Consider the following 19,052-nt stretch of genomic DNA (forward strand, 5'->3'; position numbering starts at 1 on the left):
GTAGGGAGGGTTTGCCCCGAACGGGATGCATACTGCATCGAACGCTTGTGGAGATCATGTAAGACCTTTCTACAAAAAGGCAGCGATCGTCGAAACAAGAAGCCCCCGCCTCTATAGGCGGTGGGAGTATTCACGCTTTCTTATTTCATCTTCAGGTAATCCGGTTGCTTTGGCTATAGATGAAAGATCCATTCCCATCTGTACGAGGTTTTTAGCAACCTCAAGCTTAGTTTCTTCCTTAGCACCTTCAATCATGGAGGCTTCGTCGTGCAAGTATTTTTGTCGCATCTCATACAAGCGCCGTGCTTCTGCATCCTGACTTAAATACTCCAAGGCAGTCATAGCTTTTTCTATTCCGGGTTCATTCATATAAACCACCTTCAGTTGGAATCATTGTTCATTGAGCTTTGATAGTTCCATAAAATGAATTTCTATATCATCTGTAAGCGTTAGTTCAGAAAAGTCAGCAAAAAATTTTGTAAAGATTATATCACGAAATTTATTTCTGTTGCATATAGTCAACATTAGCTAATGTTTATTGCCGCAAAATAAAAACAGAGCCGTGCGGATTGCCCGTACGGCTCTTGCGCATGCTCTTATTTACCGCTCCACAAAGCCACACGGTCCTGCACATATTTGGTGTAGCCTTGTTCCATCTTCTTTACGCCGGCTTTTTCCAGATCGGCCATGTAGTCGTCCCAGATTTTATCGAATTCTGCCGGTTTGGCTAGGATCGCTTGAGGGATTCGTTTCCACGTAATGTCTCTCATTTTGTTGCCCAGGATGGACACTTCATCTTCGCCTGGAACCGAGATGTTCCATGCGGCTCCATATGCTTTTTCTGGGAATTCCTCTTCCTTCGGGAACAGGTCCTTCCAGGTGGTTGCCTTGTAAGCAGCGAGCGTTTCTTTCTCGACATCACTATAGCCAAGCACAAGCTGTTCCGGGAAGTTTTTGGTGTAATAGTTGCCGGTGGAGTCCTTGGCACCATCTCCGTAGTGAACCATCATATTCCAGTAGAAGCCGAGTCCCGATTCCTTGGTGAAGGCCGTATTGTCATTGTTGATGCGGTCTTGAACCTCCTTAGGCACGACGCGTTTGCCGTTCTCCACTACGTAATGCTTGCCTTCAACGCCCCAGTTGTTCAGGATTTGACCTTCATCGGAAGCGAGGTAATCCAGGAATTTGATTGTGCGGACCGGATCAGGGTTAGTGGTGGAAATCGAAATGCCGTAGCCCCCCATGAAGCCGGTAGGCCAGAAGCTGGTTTCCTTGAATTCCTTCGCCAGGGTTACCGGATAGTGACCGTAGGTCTGGTCGAATTTGGCTGCTGTCTTGAGGGCCTGCTGGGCGTCATTGTAGTCCCAATCCTGGTCAATCAGGCCGAGCACCCGTCCGGTGGCTACTTTGGCTTTGTACTGATCATACTTCTGCACGAAGCTCTCTTTGTCGAGCAGGCCGATATCGTTCATATGGTTCAGCCAGCGGAAATATTCCTTCTCTTCCGGGCGGCGGAAGTGGTAGATGGCCTCATGGGTCTGCTGATCAATGTAGTATTCCCCGTCATCGGAGCCGCCTGTCGTAGACACGGCAGGGTTGGTGACGGAAATGTACATATGCCAGTCATCCGCATTCAGGGAGAGCCCGATGTTCTTGTTACCGTTCTCATCGGTGGGATGCTTCTCCAGGTAAGCTTTGATCACTTTCTCATAATCCTGGACGGTGCGGATTTCGGGATAACCGGCTTCCTTCACTACCCGGTGCTGCAGCTCGAACCCGCCGCCAGCCACGAATTTCTTCTCATCTACCGCTGCCCAGGTCGGAATGGCATAGATGGATTGGTCTTCATTGGTATATTTCGCCCGGGCGAGGTTGTCGCCGAGCACACGCTTGATGTTGGGTGCATATTTATCAATTAATTCGGTCAGATCAATGACGGCTCCGGCATCGACAAGCTTCCCGATATCCCCTTTGGCAGAGATGATATCCGGGTATTCACCGCCGGCTGCGATCAGAGCAATTTTTTGCTGCGGGTCGCCGACGGCAAATTCGGCATCGAGCGTGACGCCTGTTTTTGCCGTAATCTGTTTGCTGACCTCGTCCTTCATATTATTCCAGTTCGGATTCGGGTCTTCCGCGAAGAAGGAGAGTGTCAGCGGGCTTAAATCTTCGGCTTCTGCAGTAGCCTCTGCGGTGGCCTTTGTATTGCTGCCTGTATTGGCAGCCTTAGTGGCCTCGGCATTGTCTGCCGTATTCTTGGTATTATTGGAGCCGCCGCAGCCTGCCAGCACACTGAGAAGCAAGGTCAAGACCATCAGCAGCACGTACGGTCTCACTGTCTTTCTTGTCATGAATAGAAACCCTCCCTTTTTCTGATCAAAAATGTATTGTATACACAGGCGGAGCCTGGCGATACCGAAGCGGATTAGCTTTTTACCGAACCGAGCGTCATGCCCTTAACGAAGTAGCGCTGCAGGAACGGATAGACAACCAGAATAGGCACCGTAACGACAATCGTGATCGCCATTTTGACCGATTCCGGGGAGATTTGCGCCATGACCTCGGTCATATTGCGTCCGCGGAAATTATCTGCGTTGGTGGTCGTGCTCTGGATGACCTTCATCAGCTCGAACTGCAGGGTGGTCAGCGAATCCTTGGACCCGTTGTAGAGGTAAGTGTCGAACCAGGAATTCCACTGGCCGACGGCCAGGAACAGGGCGATGGTCGCCAGCGCCGGTTTGGTCAGCGGGAGAATGACCCGCCAGTAAATCGTGAAGTCATTGGCCCCGTCCAGCTTGGCGGATTCCTGCAGGGCGTAAGGCAGGCCGTCAATGAAGGAACGGATGACGAATACATTGAATGCGCTGACGAGACTGGGGAGGACATAGACACTGAAGGTTCCCATCATATGCAGGTCTTTGATCAGAATGTAGATAGGGATCAGTCCGCCCGAGACGTACATCGTTAGTGCGAGAAAGGTGGAGACGAACTTGCGGGCCTGAAAATCCATCCGGCTCAGGGTGAAGGCCAGCATGGAGGCGCTAACCAGGCCGAGAATTGTGCCGATAATGGTGCGCAGAATGGAAATCTTCAGCCCGGTCATCAACCCGGAGTAGGCAAAGATCGTCTCATAGTTCTTGAAGGTGAACACACGGGGGAAGACCGTAATTCCGCCCTTGATGCTGTCCGTGGAGTCATTGAAGGAAATCGCCAGCACATTCAGAAAGGGATATAACGTGGCGATAGTTACAATTGTAATCACAACATAGACTACCAAATCGAAGATGCGGTCCGACCAAGATGCGGCGGCCAGTTTTTTACTCAGCATAAGGGCCTCCTATATGATGCTTTCCTTCGTTATTTTTTTGAAAATGCCGTTGGCAACGAACAGCAGAATCACGCTCACTACAGAGTTGAAGATATTAATGGCTGTACCGAAGGAGAATCGCCCCATGCCCAGCCCATAATTTAGTGCATATAGATCCAGTGTCTGCGAGTAGTCGCGCACCAGATTGTTGCCGAGCAGGAACTGCTTCTCAAAACCGATACTGATCAGGTGACCAATCGACATGATGAGCAGAATAATAATCGTCGTCCGAATGCCCGGAAGCGTAATGTTCCGCACCTGCTGTAGCCGGCTTGCACCATCCACCCTGGCTGCTTCATACAGCTCCGGGCCGATGCCCGAGATCGCCGCAAGATAAATGATCGTGTTCCAGCCTGTTTCCTTCCAGACATCCGAAGCCGTGACAATGCCCCAGAACAGATTGCCTTTGGCCATGAATTGAATGGGCTCATTGATCAGGTGGAGGCCCATCAGGAGATCATTCACCGCACCGTTATCCGTAGAGAGCATCTTGGTAATAATCCCGGCGGCAACCACCCAGGACACGAAGTGGGGCAGATAGGAGACCGTCTGTACAAACCGTTTCAGAAGCTGCTGCCTCAGCTCATTCAGAAGAACGGCGAAGATAATGGGTACGATAAATCCGGCCAGCAGGCCCATGATGCTCATCGCGAGCGTGTTGCGCAGCGCATTGAAGAACTGCTCATCCTGAAACAGCTCCTTGAAGTACTTGAGGCCGACCCATTTCTGCTCGAAAAAGGATTTGCCGGGCTTGTATTTCTGAAAAGCCATCGTCCATCCCCATAGAGGCAGATAGTTGAATACAAATGCCCAGAGCACAAATGGAATAGCCATCATATAGAGGTACTTCTGCTGCAAGAAGGTTGGCCAAAAGCGTGAGGCAGGCTTCTTCAGCTCCGGCTTCACTTTGGTAGTAATCGCTTTCATTAATGTCCCTCCTTCGATATGGCACTATCATAAGCTACCGGGAATCCAGGAAACACCGGAACATTTGCTATAAAAAACAGGGAGAAATCCGCTCTTTTCGTAAGCGCTTTCTGAAAGCGCATTTATTTCATGAAGAGCTTTTTCTGCGGTAGTCGGAGGGGGAGATGCCTTCAAGCTTTTTGAATTTTTCGCGAAAATAATCCACATCGCTGAAGCCGACCTCGCTTGCAGCCTCATGGATTTTGCAGCCCTGATCCAGCAGCTCCTTGGCTTTCTCCATGCGGACTTTGTCCAGATAGCTGTTGAAGGAGAGACCTGTGCTGTTCTTGAACAGCTTGCCCAGGTAGGCGCTGCTGTAAGTGAACACGTCAGCAAGTGTGTCCAGCTTCAGATTCTCGTCATAACGCCGGTGGATGAGGTCCAGCATCCGTTTCATCAGGACCTCCATATCATCACGGGCGATACCGCCGGCATAGTGCTCCAGCAGAGTGATGACGTAGCGCTGCAGTCCGGGCATTGAGGTGTATTTATAAATTTGCTCGATTTGCTCATCCACGGAGCTGATCTGCAGGACAGACTCCTTGTGCTGGAGCGCGAGCTTGTTGATCAGATAAGTGGCTATCCGCACATAACGCGATTTCACGGCCATCTCGGAATAACGGGCGGCGATCATCAGTTCACCCGTTTCCCCGATCAGCGAAGACAGCACCCCGGTGCTACCGATATCCAAGGCGAAATAGAGCCGCTCCACCACAGACGCAAGCCTGCTCTCCACTTCCTCTGCCCTAATCGGGAGCCCTACCTTCAGCTTCAGGGAATCCGGCCCAATCATCCCCGGCTCATCGTAGAAGAAATGCTCCTTCATCCTTGCCAGCGCCGACTGGTGGGAGAGAGGGATTTCCTCCAGAGCGTCCACCATGTCGCCTGCGGTAATGATACATTCCAGCCCTTGGGCAGTTACGGCTTCCTGTATCGCCTGGACCATTAATTTGCGCACAAGCTCCCTCTGAAAAGAAGGCTGCAGCAGAACACCCAAATAAGAGTCCAGAGCGAAAACAACACCCCACCCGTGTTCCTCAAAGCTTGCCGCAAGCCTCGTCTTAACGGCCGTTGAAGGCCCGTTGTCCGCATTGTCCTGAAGCAGCAGCCGGATCAGCACCACCTGATAGGAGTCCCAGCGCAGGCCGGACTCCAGCACCGATGCCTCCATTGCGGCCGGAGCCTGCGGACTGCTCTCCATCAGCAGGGACTGAACGAGCATTTCCCGAGTCCATACCTTGACGGCAGCATCCTGCTTGCGGTGGGCAGTCTGTGCTTCCAGTTCAGCAGACAGACCTGTCAGATATTTCCGCAATTCATCCTCGTCCACCGGCTTGAGCAAATAGTTGTCGATGCCGAAAGACAGCGCACGCTTGGCATAGCTGAAATCCGCATAACCGCTGAGGATAATGATGTGCATCTCCGGATCGGCCTGCCGCAGCTCTTGAATCAGCTCCAGACCGTCTCTGCCGGGCATGCGGATATCTATAATCATCAGATCGGGGGAATAAAGCTCGTATTTATGCCTTGCTTCTATGGCATTAGCCGCTGTGTCAATGACCTGATATCCAAGGCTCTCCCAGTCCAGCAGAGCCGCAAGTCCCTCGCGGATCGCCAGCTCATCATCCACAATGAGCACACTATACATAAGTATCTCTCCTTAAAGGGATAGCAAAGCTGATCTGTGTTCCGTATCCCGGTTGGCTTGCCAGGGTCAAGCCGTATTCCGGGCCGTAGGTCAACTGAAGCCGCATATGAATATTGCGCATCCCGATATTATTGGTTTCATAGTCATCCTTGCTCTCCAGCATCTGCCGGATTTGCTGCATCCGTGCTTTGGAAATGCCTGTTCCATTGTCGGATACCTGAACCTTGAGCTGCCCGTCTTCTATGCGGATATCCACCCGGACCATGCCGCCGTCAATCCGGTTCTCCAGCCCGTGAATGACACAGTTCTCCACCAGCGGCTGAATAATCAAGGGCGGAATCTGAACAGCTCCCGCCTTGGGGTCCACATCAAGCTCGTAAGCAAGCCTGTCATCATAGCGGAATTTCTGAAGACCCAAGTAACAGCTTACGGTCTCCAGCTCGCTTTGCAGGCTGATCATCCCACCCACAACCTCCAGGTTTTTGCGCATCATTTTCCCCAGCAGCCGCACGACTTGGGAAATATCGGCCTGTCCTCTGAGGTGTGCTTTCATGCGGATGGATTCCAGGGCATTGAAGAGGAAATGGGGATTGATCTGACTGGCCATCATTTTTAATTTGATCTCATTCTGCTTCAGCAGGGTGGCGTTTTTTTGCCGGTTGGATTCCTGAACCTCGTTCATCAGGTCGCCAATGTTGCGCACCATATGATTGAACTGTCTCGCAAGCTGGCCGATTTCATCCTTGCCGTCAATAACGAGTGTAGCACCCAAATTTCCCGAGGAGACCTTGGAGATATGCTTGCTTAATTGCAGCATCCGTCCGGTGAGCAGCCTTGAGAAATAATAGATTAGCAGAATCGCCATAATTAACGCGAAAATGATCACCAAAGCAGCCAGTAAGATAATCCGGTTGGGCTCCTGCACAATGCTGTCAACGGAGAAGATGGAGATGATGCGCAGGCTGTTCAGGCTTCCCCCGGGCTGCCAGTTCTCAATCAGCATTTTGAAGGGTTTGCCGTCAATCGTCACATCGTAGGGACCGTGCTCTGCGGCGGTTACGGCTTTAAAATCAATGTCAGCCAGCGTTTTGCCAAGCGTATCTGCGCGGTTAGAGGCGACAACGTTGTCGTTCTCATCGACAATAAGGGTTTCGAAGGTCTCTTGCTTCAGAATGGAATTAAGTTCATTGGTATTCACATTCACAACCAGCACGCCGGACGTCCGCTGCTTCAGAAAATCGATCTTGCGGATCAAGCTGAGATAATACCGGCCGTTACGGTTGTCCCGGATATAATTCCAGATCACCAGCCCCTTCTGGGCGATGGCGGTCCGGTACCACTGCTCCTCTGTGGTCTTCTCATCCGCCTGCAGAAACTCCCAGTTATCCAGAATTGTCGGATTGTCGATATACAGGCGGATACTGGAGACTTCATCGTACAGCCGGACAAATTCGCGGAAATCGGGGTAGTTCCGGTAGGCCTGCACAACATCATACACCGACGTATAGCGGTGGTTGGCGGCCTCCTCCAGGCGGCTGTCATTGGACAGCCGGTAAGCAATATCGAGCGGGACGCTCAGCATCTCGCCGGTCCGTTTTTTCACCCGGTCCACATTGGCCGTGATCTGCTCCAGCGCATTACCCATCGCCATATTCCGCAGCTCACTTGTCAGGAACACCCCCACAATGAGCACCGGAATCAGGGCGACGCAGCCGAATGACAGAAAGAGCTTGGTCCTGAGGCGCAGATTGTTCATCAGAGTGATGATACGGGTATACACGAATAGAATCACCTCCAGTATTTGATTGATAACGCTTACACGAAAGTATACCGTAAACTCATGCCTATTATATGTAATTATTTTTGCATTTATTGTCTTCAGTTATGCTGTTTGGGCTCATCTCTAACCAGCACAAAGAGGACAACGGCTGTCTTTCTCCGTAGTCCTCTTTGTGTCGTCCGCGTCTGCTGTACGCTATCTGCTGAATTTACTAGCTGTTGCGCCGCAGGCTTTTACCGTTCGTTGCGATTACATCTTTATACCAGTGGAACGACTTCTTGCGGTATCTCTCAAGGGTGCCTGAGCCGTCATCTTGGCGGTCTACATAAATGAAACCGTAACGCTTGCTCATCTGTGCGGTGGAGGCACTGACGAGGTCAATGCAGCCCCAGGAAGTGAAGCCCATAATCTCAATGCCATCTTCAATGGCTTCGCCTACCTGAACCAGGTGATCGTTCAAATATTGAATCCGGTAATCATCCTCAACCGTCGGCACGCCGTCTGCCCCCGTAATCAGCTTGTCCACAGCCCCAAGGCCATTCTCTACGATAAACAGCGGTTTCTGGTAGCGGTCATGGAACATGTTCAGGACATAACGCAAGCCCTGTGGATCAATCTGCCAGCCCCATTCGCTGGCCTTCAGGTAAGGGTTGACCACACCGTTGAACAAATTGCCTTTCGACTGCTCACGCTTGCCGGCATCTGCCGTTTCACAAATGCTCACATAATAGCTGAAGGAGATAAAATCCACCGTATGCTTCAGAATGTCGGCATCGCCCGGCTCCATCTGGATCTCAATGCCTTTTTCCCGGAAGAAGCGTTTCATGTAACCCGGATATTCGCCTCTCACGTGCACATCGGCAAAGAAATAATTCTTGTGCTCCGCTTCCATCGCCACAATCACATCATCCGGATTCGGCGTGAGCGGATAGGTTGGCATACTAAGCACCATGCAGCCGATTTTGGCCTGCGGATTAATCTCATGGCCGATCTTAACCGCCAGCGCGCTGGCAACGAATTCATGGTGAATGGCCTGATAGAGATTTTGTTTGCTGAGTTCCTTCTTCGGTGTATAGATACCGCCGCTCATGAACGGCTCCTCCAGAATGGAGTTGATTTCGTTGAAGGTCAGCCAATACTTCACCTTATCCTTGTAGCGTGTGAACACAGTTCTGGCATAACGCTCATAGAAGCCCACCAGCTTACGGTTCACCCAGCCGTCATATTGCTTGGACAAATGCAGCGGCGTTTCATAATGCGAGAGGGTGACCAGCGGTTCAATGCCGTACTTGTGGCATTCGTCGAACAGATCATCATAGAATTGCAGGCCCTGTTCGTTCGGCTCCGTCTCGTCGCCATTTGGAAATATCCGTGACCAGGCAATGGAAGTGCGGAACACCTTGAAGCCCATTTCGGCAAACAGCCGGATATCCTCTTTATACCGGTGGTAAAAATCAATGCCGACAAGCTTCAGATTGTCTTCGGTAGGGACTTCGGTCACAGGGCCTTTGATTCCTTGCGGAGCCACATCCTGGGTGGACCAGCCTTTGCCATCTTCCTGATATGCGCCTTCACATTGGTTCGCAGCTACTGCGCCGCCCCACAGGAAACCGTCCGGAAATTGTACAGTCATTTGTTATCCCGCCTTTTATGGTTAGTAGTCTGAAATATGGTAAGCTAATATTGATCTCTTCAAGTTGAATGCTAAAGGTTGTAACGCGTTACACGTCAAGTATTATTTTTGATGTAAGGAGAGGCAGCATGTCGAATCTTGATCAAATTGCAAAGCTGGCAGGCTTTTCCAAAGCTACCGTCTCCCGGGTCCTGAATCACTCCCCTCATGTCAATCCGGTGACAAGGGATAAAATTCTGGCGATTATGAAGGAGCTGGACTATGTTCCGAATGGCAACGCCGTCTCCCTGTCCAAAGGGCGGACCCTTCAGATTGGAATGTGTACGGAGGGTATTAACGAAGTGATGCTGCCTTTTCTGAACAGCTTTGTGGAGACGGCCAGCCAGAACGGATATCAGACCATTGTATATACCTCGGGCGGAGATGCGAAGAAGGAGCTGAAGGCCTTTGAGGATCTGCGGAGAAAAAGAGTGGATGCGCTCGTCATAATCACCTGTGTCAATGATCATGCGCTGTTAGGCTCCTATAGCAAGTATGGGCCAATTGTCTCCTGGCAGCGGATGCAGCTTCCTGACATCCACTCGGTAGCCATGAACCAGTATGAAGGGTACAAGCTGGGCGTGGAGCATGTCATCGGACAAGGGTACACCCGGATTGCCAACGCGCTTGGCAGACCGAACAGCATGAATACGCTCAGCCGGCTGGGGGCCTATGAGGATATTATGAAGAAGCATAATCTGGCTGTGCGCCCAGAGTGGTCGCTCACCGGCATCTATTCCATCCGCGACGGGGAACGGCTGGTCCGTCGATTGCTGCTGGACGGCAGAGAACGGCCGGATGCAGTGCTGTGCGCCAATGATCTCGTGGCGGCGGGCCTGCTTAATGAAGCCCGCAGACAGCAGGTGAGGGTCCCGGAAGAACTCGCCATCGTCGGCTTTGACAATACGGAGCTGGCCCATACGCTGGGCATCACCTCGATTGAGAATCCCATTGCTGCCCAGGCGCAGAACGCCTTCTACCTGCTGCAAGGGAAGCTGAACCATGAGGAAGCGGTGCAGCAGAAGCTGGAATTCAGTCTGATCAAGCGGGAGACTACGTGAGGCTGACCGGGGTACGAGCGTATCAAAAAGACGAGGCAGGCCATTTAATGGGCTTGCCTCGTCTTTTTGGATTTTTTGATCAAGCTGGATAGATTGAACTTGATATGCGCCGCAGCCGCCCGCGTCTGCGAGTGTCTCTGGAGAGTAGCTAGTGCCGGACCGCGTTGCGGCTAATTGTATTTCGTGCAGTTAAAAGACGGCGAAAAAGCGGATTTGTAAGTCTAGCTGTATTCTGTACAACTAAAACTGGCGGGACGTCTTTTTTTACGGCATGTGAGGCTTTTTAACTGTAGAGAATACAATTAAAGCTCTCCCAGCACAATAATTGATCATTTTAGCTGCAGCAAATACAGTTATAGCTTAAGAATGGGTCTCGTTGCAGACAAACTGCAGTTCAAGCAAGGAGCAGTGTGCTAATCCGAAGATTTTAAGTTCATGATATACCGTTGAGCATCAGAATCTGCGGATCCAGCACGGGCTGCTTACTCCGCTTCGTTTCACGTTGCTTATGACACCCGCCGGACCGCTACGGACCGTAAAGCCTTTAATTTCTCAAAAGGAGCTATTTCACCAGGCTAACGGACCATATTGCGCTTATTGCCTCTCCAGTTGCAGTTTTCGGGTAAATCTTCTTAAGTAAGCGCACTGGAGTCCGTTAGCACAGCGAAACTATGGCTTTCACTGAAATTAAGGGCTGCTCAGTCCGTTGCAGGCTGGCAGCCTCCCCGAAGGAAAAGCGCTTGGGCTCCACGAGTCAAGGACTGCTTGAATCTTAGCCTTTGACCGCACCTGCTGTAAGTCCGCTGACAATGTATTTCTGGCAGAACAGGTACAGGATGAGTACAGGCAGTGAGGTTAGCACAAGATCCGCAAAGATCAGGTTCCAGTCCCGGCTGTATTTGCCGTAGAAATTGTACACTGAGAGCGGCATGGTCCAGTCGGAGCTGTCGGTCAGGAAATAGAGCGGAATGGTAATGTCGTTCCAGACGGACATGAAGACCATGATTGCTACGGTTGCGTTGACCGGAACGATCAGCGGCGTCACGATTTTAAAGAAAACATCAAACGTATTGGCGCCTTCCAGAAAAGCCACCTCATCCAGCGCTTTCGGTATGGAGCGGATGAACCCGCTGTAGAGAAATACGCTGAACGCAGTGTTGAGAGAGGCATAGATTAAGATAACGCTGGTAATGCTGCCGTAGAAGCCCATCCACTGCACGACACGGATAGTGGTGATGGTGGACATCGGGGCAATCAGACCCATGAAAAAGAACATATACAGAAAGCCCGACCATTTGCTCTCTCTGCGGACAAGGATAAAGGAAGCCGCCGAAGAGGTGAAGATATTCAGAATGGAGGAGATGCTGGTAATCAGCAGCCCATTCAGAAAAGCACGGCCCAGACCGCCTTCCCGGAAGACCGTTGAATAGTTGGAGAACATCCATTTATTCGGGAGCCGCAGGGTGAATTTCAGCACCTCCGAGCTGGTCATGAAGCTTCCGAAAATCATGATCAGGAGCGGCAGGATAATCAGCAGAGAGGCAAGGATCAGGAACGCTTCGACCAGATGATTGCGCCAAGCCATTTTACGTGAAAAGCTCATTATTCCGATACCTCCTTACGCCGCATAAAGATCAAGAGCGGAATGGCAATGATGGTTACCGCGGCGAATAGCAGTGTGTTGACTGCTGTACCGAGACCCCAGCTGCCTTCCCCGAACGAGCGCAGGATGATGGTACCTACCACCTGTGAAGCATTGCCCGGACCACCGCCGGTCAGCACGAATACCTCGGAGAATACTTTGAGCCCGCCGATCAGCGTGAGCATCAGATTGATATTGATTGCCGGGAGCAGGAGCGGCACGGTGATGCTGCGGAAGCTTCTCCATGAACCGGCTCCGTCAATAGTGGCGGCTTCATAGTATTCTTTGGAAATGGACTGGAGTCCGGCCAGGTAGATGGCCATTTGGAATCCGGTATGCTGCCAGATGGAGACGGCGGCAACGGTCCAGATAACGATTGAAGGATTGGTCAGCCAAGCCTGGCTCAAGGAATGTAAGCCCACGGCATCGAATATACGGTTAATCGTACCGTCGGAGCGCAGCATGGGGGTAAACACAATGCTAATTACCAGAACGCTTAAGATCGACGGAGAGTAGAAAATGGCCCGCAGAATGTTTTGGGTTTTTAGCTTCATGTTTAAGCCAACGGCAAGCGCGATTCCGAGCAGGTTCTTGCCAATTACAGTAACTACCGCGAAGATAGCCGTATTTTTGATGGCAAGGATCAGGGTTTTGTCGGTAAATATACGTTCAAAGTTGTCCCAGCCGATGAATGAAATGGCTTCCCGGTCCAGCCGCCAATCGGTGAAGGAATAGAACAAGCCGGTGATTGCGGGAAGCACGAAAAATATGGAATAGATCAGCAGCGCCGGCCAGATAAGATAATACGAGTATAGTTTCTTTGCTATTTTCATCTCTTCACACTCCTCAGAAGCCTGCAACACCCTTGTCTTTCATCAGTTGGCTGAATTTCTCATCCCAGGCTTTGAGAACGCCTTTAGGGTCGAGGCCTCCGGCGAACTCATCTTGAAGCAGACGGTACAGCTCGCTGCGGTCTACGATCATGTAAGCATCGGTGGTAAGCACGGTTTTCTTAGGTGTAATGTATTGATCCACAATTTCTTGCTTGTATTCCGGAAGCTTAGGTGTTGTCACATCGCTGAAGTTGGACACGTACCCTTGATTGTCTACAATCTTCTGTGCCACTTCTTTGGTGGCGATGAAATCCAGGAATTTCTTCGCTTCCTCCATGTGCTTGGCCTTCTTCGGAATGAACAACTGTCCGCCCAGCGGACTTGCGCCAAGGCTTGCACCTTCGGAAGAAGGAATGGCGAACAGACCCAGATGCATATTCGGATCTTTTTCGGCCACATTCACAATCAGCCAATCGCCCATGAACATCATAGCTACTTCTTTATTCAGGAATTTGCCTACAGCCATATCGTAGCTGTCGCTGAGAATGTCGGTATTGGTATAGCCTTTTTTGTAGACATCATATTGCTGCTGAAGGAAAGTAGCGAACTCCGGAACATCAGACCACTTTTTACGGCCGGCATTGATGTCTTCGAACAGTGTGGGCTCCTGCTTCGCGGCAAAGTCGGCAAATGCGGCAGCCGGCCAAATGTTCGCGGCCCACGCATCTTTGTACGGCATGAAGACCGGTGTAATTCCGCTGGCCTTGATCTTCTCGCACACCGCCAGGAATTCCTCGAAATTGTTCGGAACGGCAAGCCCCAGATCTTTAAAGATATCCTTGTTGTACACAACTCCCTGCATGCCTGTATCCTGACTTACATGAAAGCTGTAGACATGTCCGTAAGCGGAGAGCACATCCTTATTCAGCAATCTTCCAACCCACGGTTCATTGTCGAGAATTTCGAAGTTGCGCTCCAGGTTAAGATCCGTAGTGGCACTGGCGAGGTTGTATTGGATAAGGTCCGGCACCTCGTCAACGGCCAGCTTGGTCTGCAGCACGGTAGCCGTCTGTTCAGCCGGAAGGAGCTGAAGATTTACTTTGATATTGGTTTTCTGTTCGAATTCATCGAGCAGATCCTGCGCGACAAATGCCGAATCCTGCGAACTTTTGGAGATGGCCAGCTCAATGGTCACTTTGCTGCCGCTGCTTTTACCGCTATTGCCGCTGCTGCCGTTGTCAGTTGCTGAAGCATTGCTGGAGCCCGAATTGTCCGAGCCGCATGCAGCCAGCGATAATGTCATTACACCAGCCAGTATGCCTGTTGCGATTTTTTTCATTTTGTCACTCATGTTATCGCCCCCGTAGTTGAATTGTTCTGTTTTGAATCCGTTTACATTTCTGATTATAGAGTGACGCCTGCCTAAGGTACATGTTTGTGCTTGACTCTTTCTGTGTAATATTCTGAACTGCGGGCAGCTTGTTCATTCGCCGGTTTGGATGTAAAGTAGGATCATCAAAAGGTTCAGGGGGGCTTCAGCTTGGCGAGCTTTAACGGGAAATTTGGCGGCGGCAGGTATCAGGCCAGTCTGCAAACAAAGTTCTTTGTGACATTCATGTTTCTCCTGCTGATTGTGCTGGGCTGTTTTCTGGTCTATGTTAACTTTCTGGTTATCCAGCCGCTGAAGGGAAAAACCGAGAATGAAATGAAGATGGCAGCGGCCAAGGTCAGCGATCAGTTGAACATCTATATCAATAACCAGAATCAGCTCTCCCAGCGGATTTTATCGAATAAAGACGTGTTCACGCTGCTGTCCAGCGGTGATTATTCAAATCTTACCCTTGAGGGGCTGACACGGAGCCGCAGGCTCAAGGATATTATGTTTCAGGCGATAGGCCCCAGTCAGAACATTGAAGACATGATTATTTATGACCTGAAAGGGGCGGAGGTCGCTTCTTATATCGGCTACACCGGCAACCCGACTTCGCTTGTACCGTTCCTCAAGGAAAGCGGCCAACTGGCAACCTGGAATGCAAGCGGTTACGCATTGTATCGCCAGCCCGCGAACGGAATATCCTTTGTGCGGGCGATTATGAACCAGAACGGTCAGGTGTTCGGCTATCTGGCGATCCTGCTGGATCAGGAATATCTGAAACGGTCCGCAGCCGGCCTTGCCGACAGCAGGGTTTATATTTTGGACCCGGAGAATGGGCTAATCTCAAGTTCGCCAGTGCTTCAGGAAGGGGAGAAGGTCCCCGGATTTGCAGAGGTTACATCGGTCAACGGAATCTATCAGGACAGCAGCCAGAACTATGTAGCCTATGACAGATCGGCTGAGACCGGCTGGACCACCTACATTGTGACGTCGAAAAGTGTTGTGCTTGGTCCGGTCAATTCGGTGAAATATATCTCTATTCTGCTTATTACAGCGCTGATCCTGTTCTCGTTCGTCTTTATCTACTTCTCCACCAAAAATCTGCTGCTCCCCATCCGCAAGCTGCGCAGCCAGATTCTGCGGATCAACTACAGCAATATGAATGTGAAAGCGGATACGCGTTCCAACAACAATGAGCTGATCCAGCTGAATGAAGCTTTCCAGGAGCTGCTGGAACGGCTGCAGGAGTCCATTGACCGGGAAAAGCTTGCGCTGCATGAAGAGGTGAAGGCCCGGAATTCGGCGCTTCAGGCGCAGATTGCCCCCCATTTCATCCACAACGTTCTGTACCTGATCAGCATCGCCGCGCAGGAGGGCAAAAACGCTGTGGTATCGGAGATGTGCAAGCATTTATCGGACAGCCTGCGGTATATTGTGTCTTCCCCATATCAGCATGTCACTTTGACAGAGGAACTGAAGCATACCCAGCATTATTTATCCTTGGTTCAGCACAATTTCGAGGATGATCTGGAGTGGGAGGTTGACGGGGATAAGGTGTTTGACCTGATCGAGCTGCCCCGGCTTGTCATTCAGCCGTTCGTGGAGAACTGCATTGAGCATGCTTTCAAAAATACTGATCCGCCATGGAAAATCCGGGTGCGGGTGAAGGTATACAACGGGCTGTGGGCCATAGAAATCCGTGACAACGGGGATGGGTTCGAGCCGGGCAGGATCAAGGAAATTCTGGACAATATCCACGGCTCCGACGAAGGGGTGTACGAGCTTCAGCATAATACCTCCGGGATCGGCAATATGGGCATTGTGAATACGGTGAACCGTTTGAAGCTGATGTACAAAAACCGGCTGTTCTTTAACATCTACAATCATTCAGAGGAGGGCAAGGGAGCCACGGTCCAGATCATCGCATCCATGAGCAAAGACTTCTATTGAACCGGAGGGACAGCTATGTATACTGCAATAATTGCTGAAGACAGCAAGCCGATTCTACGCAATATCCAAGCGCTTATGCAGTCAACGGATCTGCCTGTGCGCATTGCGGCTACAGCGTCGAACGGGATCGAGGCGCTGGAGTATATAAAAGCCCATCCCGTCGATATCCTGCTGACAGATATCCGTATGCCCAAGCTGGACGGGCTTGCGCTGATCGAGCAGTGCAAGCTGGTGAATCCGAAGCTCAAGGCCGTGCTGATCAGCGGCTACAGCGATTTCGAATATACGCGAAAAGCGTTGAATCTGCAGGTGTTCGATTATCTGCTGAAGCCTGTGGAGCGCCATCAGCTTGCCGAAGTAATGCAGCGGCTGGTTGAGCATTTGCAGGAGCGGGAGGGCAGCGGCAAAGCCCAGCTTGAAGGCATTGTAGAACCGCAGTTCCTTGCTTCATTGGAGCTTGGAGCGGACTTTCATGCCGGAGACAAGATCATGCTGCTTCTGCGCAGGCAGTTGTTTACACCAGAACCGGGACCGGACCGCTGGACGGAAAAGCTGCTTCAGTCCTGCCTTGCCGCAGCCTGTGCTCAGCATGACTGCCGGGTCTTTCCTACCCTGCTGCCTGAACAGTTCCTCGCTCTCGTGGACGGTTCGGTTCTGGATACCTATCCGTCTATTCATGACTGTATGCAGGGAATATACGATACGCTGCTGGTTCACGGCATCCAGGTCTCCATAGCGGCTGAGCCGCAGCCGGCAGGGAACCGGGCGCTGGCTGCGGTCTATGATAAGCTGGATAAGATGATGAATGAGGAGCTGTCTGTATCCAGCCGGCTTATGGACACGGCGTATTCCATGCCGAAGGGGATATTGTCCAGCGGTGAAATGGAGAAGCTGGCGAGGCATTTCGCGGACATGATCGGCCAGCGGCAAAAGGAACGTTTCATTCTGCTGCTTGAGCAGCAGTTGATGGCTTTCAAAAATGCCAACATCCGCCTAGCCGAGCTGGAACGGTTCATCTGGTCTATGGCGGAGGCTTTCGGCATGGGTTCCCGTCAGGATTCAGGGGATGGGCTGAAGCTGGAGGATGAAGTGCAGCGGCTGCTGGAGAGCGAGAGCTATGAGGCATTCGTGGAGGCCGTGCTCACATGGGCCGGGCAGAGCTTTGAGTGGCTGCAGCTTCAGAACAAGAAGAGCGGCGAGGAGCTGTTCCGGCAGCTTGAGCAATATTTGCAGCAGCATATCTACTCTCAGATGTCCATTACCGATGTGGCGCTCAAATTTCATGTGAGTCCATCGTATATCAGCAGAATTATTAAGAAATATTCGCAGAAGACCTTCGTACACTACACTATGCAGCTTAAAATTGCCGAAGCCCGCCGGCTGATTGCAGCCAAACCGGAGTTGAAGGTGAAGGAGCTGTCGGAGGTGTTGTCTTTCGGGGATCAGCACTATTTCTCCAAGGTGTTCAAGGAGTACACGGGCTGCAGTCCAACCGAATATAAGGAAGGCTGTTTGTAGAGAAAACCGGCCACGATCCCGGATTTCTTCATGAAGAAAAAGCATCTTACCTGCGTTGGCTTAGCGCAAGAAAGATGCTTTTTTTGCTGTGAGAATTGTGCGTAACGGTTAACTGAGCTGAATAGTCTCAGTGCAAGACTTCCGCTTGACCACTTCAGTGTTGACAAGGATTTGTACCTTGCTGTCCTCTTCATTGTTTATCTTCTTGAGCATGATGTCCATCGCAGCCTTGGCTATGGTGGCTTTTCTTACATGAATCGTTGTCAATTCCGGGCTGATTACCGTAGCCTCCAGAATATTATCGAATCCCATGACTGAAACCTGATTGGGAACATTAATATTCATTTCCTGAAAAGCTTTAATCGCACTGATAGCCATATAATCAGTTTCACAAAAGATAACGGAAGGCAACTGGCTGAGGTTATTAATTTCACTCTTGAAGGAATCCTGCGGCAATACCAGCATAGGGTTCATGGCAAAAGTAAGCTGTTCCTCAAGGGTAATCCCTTCCTCTTTAAGCGCGTCAATAAATCCCTCTTTACGTTTTGAGAAATTAAAAATCCGCGTCTCTGACTCGATATACCCGATTTTTGAATGTCCTAAAGACAGAAGGTACTTGCCTGCCTGATAGCCCCCAAGATAATTGTTAATGGCAACAAAGCTGGCATCAACATGTTCAAAACAAGTGTCTAAAATGACAACAAAGGGGTGAATTTCCAGAACATCCTCAATGCTCTGGGCCGTCAAGTTCGTTCCTAATAGTAAAATACCGCCTGAAGCCTGCTCATTCTCTAAAACTTCAATCTCTTCTTTCAAGCTCTGAATGGGAATTGAAGAGATAATCAGGTTATACCCCTGTTCTCTGGCATAGTGGGTTAAATGATGAATCAATTCATTAAAGAACGGCTGGGATTCGTAATGCTCGGTGATCATATCCGTATTTTTGCAGACGATAAAGCGCATAATTGACTTGTTTTTGGCGGAAACTTTATTTGTTTTGAACGTTCGTGGAGTATAGCCGTTGGCTTGGGAAATATCTAAAATATGTTGGCGTGTTGCCTCGCTCACACCGGGCTTATTGTTCAGAGCTAGAGATACCGCAGCTTTGGAAACCCCGGCCAGCCTGGCTATGTCATCTATTTTCATTGGATTCACTCCTGCTTATTAATTACTTTATAGATTATATCACTATTATAAGCAAAAGTTTAGAAAATAAACTTAACTAAACTAATACTGAAGA

Annotated in this window: 14 protein-coding genes; 3 read left to right on the forward strand and 11 right to left on the reverse strand. The window is 50.5% G+C overall.

Going from position 1 to position 19,052, the window contains the following annotated elements; all coding sequences use genetic code 11:
* Window positions 1-111: 111 nt before the first annotated feature.
* From ACX1DY_RS09405 to ACX1DY_RS09435, 7 genes are all read right to left on the reverse strand, one after another.
* A complete protein-coding gene (locus ACX1DY_RS09405; RefSeq protein ID WP_458963936.1) occupies window positions 112-369 on the reverse strand; it encodes a PD-(D/E)XK nuclease family transposase in 258 nt (85 codons plus the stop codon).
* A gap of 227 nt (window positions 370-596) precedes the next feature.
* Window positions 597-2,351, reverse strand: a complete 1,755-nt coding sequence (locus ACX1DY_RS09410) for an ABC transporter substrate-binding protein (RefSeq protein WP_458963937.1) — start codon at window positions 2,349-2,351, stop codon at window positions 597-599.
* A gap of 74 nt (window positions 2,352-2,425) precedes the next feature.
* The gene (locus tag ACX1DY_RS09415) at window positions 2,426-3,328 is read right to left on the reverse strand and encodes a carbohydrate ABC transporter permease (protein ID WP_458963938.1); all 903 of its coding nucleotides are present in this window, start codon (window positions 3,326-3,328) and stop codon (window positions 2,426-2,428) included.
* 9 nt (window positions 3,329-3,337) lie between these two features.
* Window positions 3,338-4,294 (reverse strand): ABC transporter permease, encoded by a 957-nt coding sequence (locus ACX1DY_RS09420; protein WP_458963939.1) that lies wholly within the window; start codon window positions 4,292-4,294, stop codon window positions 3,338-3,340.
* Between the two features lie 127 nt (window positions 4,295-4,421).
* Complete coding sequence (locus ACX1DY_RS09425; RefSeq protein ID WP_458963940.1) at window positions 4,422-5,981, reverse strand: response regulator; 1,560 nt, start codon at window positions 5,979-5,981, stop codon at window positions 4,422-4,424.
* Window positions 5,974-7,761: a cache domain-containing sensor histidine kinase gene (locus tag ACX1DY_RS09430; protein ID WP_458963941.1), complete on the reverse strand. Its 1,788-nt coding sequence runs from the start codon at window positions 7,759-7,761 to the stop codon at window positions 5,974-5,976. The genes ACX1DY_RS09425 and ACX1DY_RS09430 overlap by 8 nt, the downstream gene beginning before the upstream one ends.
* 211 nt (window positions 7,762-7,972) lie before the next feature.
* Complete coding sequence (locus ACX1DY_RS09435; protein WP_458963942.1) at window positions 7,973-9,394, reverse strand: glycoside hydrolase family 1 protein; 1,422 nt, start codon at window positions 9,392-9,394, stop codon at window positions 7,973-7,975.
* Window positions 9,395-9,522: 128 nt separating this feature from the next.
* On the opposite strand from ACX1DY_RS09435, the gene ACX1DY_RS09440 reads away from it, so the two are divergent.
* Entirely contained in the window at window positions 9,523-10,494 is a 972-nt protein-coding gene (locus ACX1DY_RS09440; RefSeq protein WP_458963943.1) for a LacI family DNA-binding transcriptional regulator, read from the forward strand.
* Between the two features lie 772 nt (window positions 10,495-11,266).
* Here the strand turns inward: ACX1DY_RS09440 and ACX1DY_RS09445 are convergent.
* Genes ACX1DY_RS09445 through ACX1DY_RS09455 form a run of 3 tightly spaced genes read right to left on the reverse strand, consistent with a single transcriptional unit; the run spans window position 11,267 to window position 14,320 of the window.
* Window positions 11,267-12,097 carry a carbohydrate ABC transporter permease gene (locus ACX1DY_RS09445; protein WP_458963944.1) on the reverse strand — a complete coding sequence of 277 codons (831 nt, stop codon included), beginning with the start codon at window positions 12,095-12,097 and terminating at the stop codon, window positions 11,267-11,269.
* Window positions 12,097-12,969 carry a carbohydrate ABC transporter permease gene (locus tag ACX1DY_RS09450; RefSeq protein ID WP_458963945.1) on the reverse strand — a complete coding sequence of 291 codons (873 nt, stop codon included), beginning with the start codon at window positions 12,967-12,969 and terminating at the stop codon, window positions 12,097-12,099. The genes ACX1DY_RS09445 and ACX1DY_RS09450 overlap by 1 nt, the downstream gene beginning before the upstream one ends.
* Window positions 12,970-12,982: 13 nt before the next feature.
* Window positions 12,983-14,320, reverse strand: a complete 1,338-nt coding sequence (locus ACX1DY_RS09455) for an ABC transporter substrate-binding protein (protein WP_458963946.1) — start codon at window positions 14,318-14,320, stop codon at window positions 12,983-12,985.
* A gap of 189 nt (window positions 14,321-14,509) precedes the next feature.
* Between ACX1DY_RS09455 and ACX1DY_RS09460 the strand changes: the two genes are divergently transcribed.
* Together ACX1DY_RS09460 and ACX1DY_RS09465 are read left to right on the forward strand one after the other, a co-directional pair.
* Window positions 14,510-16,294: a cache domain-containing sensor histidine kinase gene (locus tag ACX1DY_RS09460; protein WP_458963947.1), complete on the forward strand. Its 1,785-nt coding sequence runs from the start codon at window positions 14,510-14,512 to the stop codon at window positions 16,292-16,294.
* A 15-nt stretch (window positions 16,295-16,309) separates the two neighbouring features.
* Window positions 16,310-17,812 (forward strand): response regulator transcription factor, encoded by a 1,503-nt coding sequence (locus ACX1DY_RS09465; protein WP_458963948.1) that lies wholly within the window; start codon window positions 16,310-16,312, stop codon window positions 17,810-17,812.
* A gap of 108 nt (window positions 17,813-17,920) precedes the next feature.
* On the opposite strand, the gene ACX1DY_RS09470 is transcribed toward ACX1DY_RS09465, so the two are convergent.
* Window positions 17,921-18,958, reverse strand: a complete 1,038-nt coding sequence (locus ACX1DY_RS09470) for a LacI family DNA-binding transcriptional regulator (protein ID WP_458963949.1) — start codon at window positions 18,956-18,958, stop codon at window positions 17,921-17,923.
* Between the last annotated feature and the right edge of the window lie 94 nt (window positions 18,959-19,052).

It is taken from the genome of Paenibacillus sp. BAC0078 (genome assembly GCF_054483875.1).